Annotated in this window: 1 protein-coding gene and 3 pseudogenes; all 4 read left to right on the top strand. The window is 64.7% G+C overall.

What is annotated here, in order from left to right; all coding sequences use genetic code 11:
• Positions 1-737 precede the first annotated feature (737 nt).
• Positions 738-842 (top strand): annotated as a pseudogene (locus H3V53_RS42285) (integrase catalytic domain-containing protein); the annotation flags it as partial.
• A 428-nt stretch (positions 843-1270) separates the two neighbouring features.
• Positions 1271-2042, top strand: a pseudogene (locus H3V53_RS42280) (PadR family transcriptional regulator).
• Between the two features lie 27 nt (positions 2043-2069).
• Positions 2070-2888 carry a siderophore-interacting protein gene (locus tag H3V53_RS42275; protein ID WP_336602910.1) on the top strand — a complete coding sequence of 273 codons (819 nt, stop codon included), beginning with the start codon at positions 2070-2072 and terminating at the stop codon, positions 2886-2888.
• A gap of 84 nt (positions 2889-2972) precedes the next feature.
• Positions 2973-4160 (top strand): annotated as a pseudogene (locus tag H3V53_RS42270) (MFS transporter); the annotation flags it as partial.

The following is a 4160-nucleotide window of genomic DNA, read 5'->3' as shown; positions in this document are numbered from 1 at the left end:
GGCCGCTTTCCATGCGCCGAACAACCAGCCTGACCCGATGATCGAACCGAGTCCCGTCAGCATCAGCGCAAACGGGCCGATGTGCCGTTGAATTGAACTATTCAATTGTCTTCCTCATATCTCAGGTGCGCGGAAGCGCTTTGCCACCTGGCGATGGCGTCGGCGAATTCCGGCTTTCCTTGTTATTCGATAGCGAAGCGCGACGGCTGTCGTGCGCTGCGCCGCGAGAGGTATCGTCGACGGTTCTGGTGCCGTCGAGCGAGAGCGGGATAGTCGCGAAATGGCCCGGGCACGTCCAATGCCGATTGCGCATGAGGGTCATGCACAAGAAACATAACGTCGAATGCACGCCGATGCGGCGGGCCTTAAAGCGTCTATATGATGTCTGTCAGCAAGCACGCGAGCCGGCATAACGGAATTGGCGCGAGCCGCGCAAATCATTTCGAGTTCGGAATCGAAGACGAGTGTTTTCAGGGCTTTGGGCAATGTGACCCTGACCCAGGATATCGCCCGGTTCAAAAGTAGAGAAACTCGGCATGATGTGTCCAGGCGGACACGAAGGCCATGCCATGAAGTCGAGCAAGTTCACGGTTGTTGGCATGTCTCATTCGCTGCATCGGTAACAGTCGGTTGCGCGCGATTCGTCGGCGCTGCTCATGCGCATCCAGGAAATCACGCCACGCGCATGAAGGGGGAGCATGTGGTCGAAGCGCTGATGCGCATCACCGCCATGCGCGGGGCACCCTGGCACCATCAAGGTCGACAATGACAGCGAGTTCATCTCGAAGGCAATGGATCGCTGGGCCCACGAACATGGCGTTCAACTGGATTTCACCCGACCGTGTCAGTCAGCGAAGCCTCGTGTGCTCCGCCACTTAATGGAGCACCTCGTTCCTTTACAGCGCCGATGCCTGGCCGTCAGCGATTCCTCCCGCGAAAGCGAAGGCCGAAAGGCAGCGCTTCGAACTCGCGAGCCAGGCGGTTTTTATGGCCCTACATTCTTGACAAGCGACGTGCGCGCCGTGCTCCACCCCGCGGCCATATCGCGTGTCATTGCAGCGCACCTTAAGAATCTCTAATAGCCAAACCAGAGAAAAATGGTGCACTGCACACCCAGTTTCGCGCTTGCCGCGCATGCACTTGTTCCTCAAGCGCAATCTGTGCGTTCCCACGTACTTCGCCATGTACCAGCGGGAAGTCAAATACACCTTGACGAACTATCTTTAGATATATATCTTTCGATACATCTTAAGACATTCGGAGCATCAACATGCGCCACCACCACGGCTTTTTCACCCGTGACGCCGCTTCTGCGCGCGATCCGTTGTTCTTCGGTCTGTATGAACGACTTCGGCTGTTCCGGCACGCCATGGGCCGTCATCCGCGCGGCGGCGGACGTGGCGGTCCGTTCGGCGGCGGCCCGTTCGGCGGCGGCTTTGGCGGAGGATTCGGCGGCGAAGGCGACGGTTTCCCGCGCGGCCGCAAGTTCACGTCTGACGACCTGCAACTGCTGCTGCTCGCGCTGATCCACGAACAGCCGCGTCACGGCTACGAACTGATCAAGGCGCTCGAAGCGCGCTCGAACGGCTTTTACGCGCCGAGCCCCGGCATGGTGTATCCCGCCCTCACGTATCTGGAAGAACTCGGCTACGTGACGGTCCAGGTCGAAGGCAACCGCAAGCGCTATTCGCTCGCCGACGCCGGCCGCGACTTTCTCGCCGCGAACCGCGAGCGCGCTGACCTGATGCTTGCCAAGCTGTCGCACATCGCCCGCAAGATGGACTCGGTGCGCCGCGCATTCGCGGGCGAGGCGGGCCAAGCCGGCCAGGCGGGTGACCCCGGCGACACCTGGTCCGAATACGGCGGCTGGCTGCCCGAGTACGTGCAGGCGCGCCGCGCGATCGAACATCGACGCGCTGCTGCGCGACAACGCGTCGCCGGAGGAGCAACGGCGTATCGCGGCCATTCTCGTTCGCGCCACGGCCGAAATCGAAAGCAAGCCGCGCGAGAACGGCGGCAGCACGCCCGTCGACGCCGCCTGAGCCGACCGAACCCGGAGAGAACAACCGATGCAAGCAACCCAAACCGATCTGAACGTGACGCGCGTGCGTCATCCATTGAAATTCCGTCTGCTGCAGGTGAAGCAGGTCCAGGTTGTCACGCCGCATCTGGTGCGCGTGACGCTGACGGGCGACGATCTGCACGACTTCGTGTCCGCGTCGTTCGACGATCACGTCAAGGTGTTCTTCCCGGCGCCCGGCACCGACAAGCCGACGCTGCCCGCAGCCGGTCCCGACGGCCCCGTGTTTCCCGCAGGCGAGCCGCGCCCTGTCGCGCGCGACTTCACGCCGAAGCGCTACGACCGCGATGCGCGCGAACTCGATCTGGAGTTCGCGCTGCATGAAGCCGGCCCCGCCGCCGCATGGGCGGCGCAGGCGAAGGTGGGACAGTATCTCGGCGTCGGTGGGCCGCGCGGCTCGTTCGTCGTGCCGACGGCCTTCGACTGGCATCTGCTGATCGGCGACGATACCGCGCTGCCCGCAATCGGCCGGCGGCTCGCGGAACTGCCCGCTGGCGCGCGCGTCGCGGCTGTGATCGAGGTGGCCGAGCCGTCGGCGCGCACCGAGTTCGACACACAGGCGTCCCTGTACATCGAATGGCGTTATCGCAGCGAGACCGGGTATCGCGGTGGCGCGCTGCTGCAAGCCGTGCGCGAAACCTTTCTGCCGGACGGCGACGGCTATGTGTGGGCCGCAGGCGAAGCCGCGACGATGCGCGCCGTGCGCTACCACCTCGTCAACGAGCGCGGCATCGACAAAACGCGCATCCGCGCGTCGGCGTACTGGAAACGGGGCGAGCAGGCCGTGCATGAAAACCTCGACGACTGACCCAGAGATCGACCCAATGACCTGCCCAATGGCCTGCCCAATGAACGCTCCCATGGCTGCCCGCACTCTCACCCGGAGCATTCGATGCTCGCCTTGAACGAATCACGCGAGCGGCGCCTGCTATGGCTGCTCGCGCTCACGCAATTCACGATCATCATGGATTTCATGGTGATGATGCCGCTCGGCCCGCAGATCATGCACGCGTTCGCGATCTCGCCTGCGCGCTTCGCGACGGCCGTGTCGGCGTATTCGTGGTGCTCGGGGCTGTCGGGACTGCTGGCCGCGACGTATATCGACCGCTTCGACCGGCGGCGTCTGCTGCTGACCATCTATGCCCTCTTCGCGCTGTCGAACCTCGGCTGCGCGCTCGCGCCAAACTTTCCGATGCTGCTCGCCGCGCGCGCGTTCGCGGGCATCACGGGCGGCGTGCTGGCCTCCGTCGTGATGGCGATCGTCGGCGACGTGATTCCCGTCGCGCGGCGCGGCGCGGCGACGGGCACGATCATGACGGCGTTCTCGCTCGCGGCCATCGCCGGCGTGCCCGCAGGCGTCATGCTCGGCGCGCATTTCGGCTGGGCCTCGCCGTTCCTGCTGCTGGTCGCGCTGTCGTGCGCGATCTGGCTTGGCGGGCTGCGCACCGTGCCGTCGCTGACGGCGCATCTGCGCAGCAGCGCGTGCCGCTTGCGCAGGTACTGCCGGACCTGTGGCGGCTGTTCGCGAACGTGCGGCATCTGAACGCGTTCGCACTGACCTTCGTCGTGATGATCGGCCACATGCTGGTGATTCCGTTCATCGCGCCGACGCTCGTCGCCAATCACGGCGTCGCGCCTGCCAATCTGTCGTGGCTGTATATGGCAGGCGGCGCGGCGACGTTCTTCACGTCGCGCCGCGTCGGCGAGTTGTCGGACCGGTTCGGCAAGAAGCGCGTGTTCCGCATCGCCGCGCTGCTGTCCATCCTGCCCGTGCTGTTCCTCACGCATCTGCCCGACGTGCCGTTCTACGTGCTGGTGCTGTTTTTCCCCGTGTTCATGGTCGCGATGTCGTCGCGAATGGTGCCGATGCAGGCGCTGCTGACCACCGTACCCGCACCGCAGAAGCGCGGCGCGTTCCTCAGCGCGAACAGCGCGGTGCAGGCGATGGGCACGGGATGCGGCGCGTGGTTCGGCGGCCTGCTGCTGTCGACGGACGCGCATGGACAGATCGCGGGCTATGGCACGGTCGGCTGGCTGGCCGCGGCGGCCGCCGTGTTCGCGTGCGCGTGGATCGGGCGCG

The organism is Paraburkholderia bengalensis (assembly GCF_037126505.1).
Classification (GTDB): Bacteria; Pseudomonadota; Gammaproteobacteria; order Burkholderiales; family Burkholderiaceae; genus Paraburkholderia; species Paraburkholderia bengalensis.
This window is presented reverse-complemented; position numbering and strand designations above follow the sequence as displayed.

Bases quoted from the DNA above. Each gene is read 5' to 3' on its own strand.
- H3V53_RS42275 (WP_336602910.1), top strand. From the start codon at position 2,070: ATGCAAGCAACCCAAACCGATCTGAACGTGACGCGCGTGCGTCATCCA.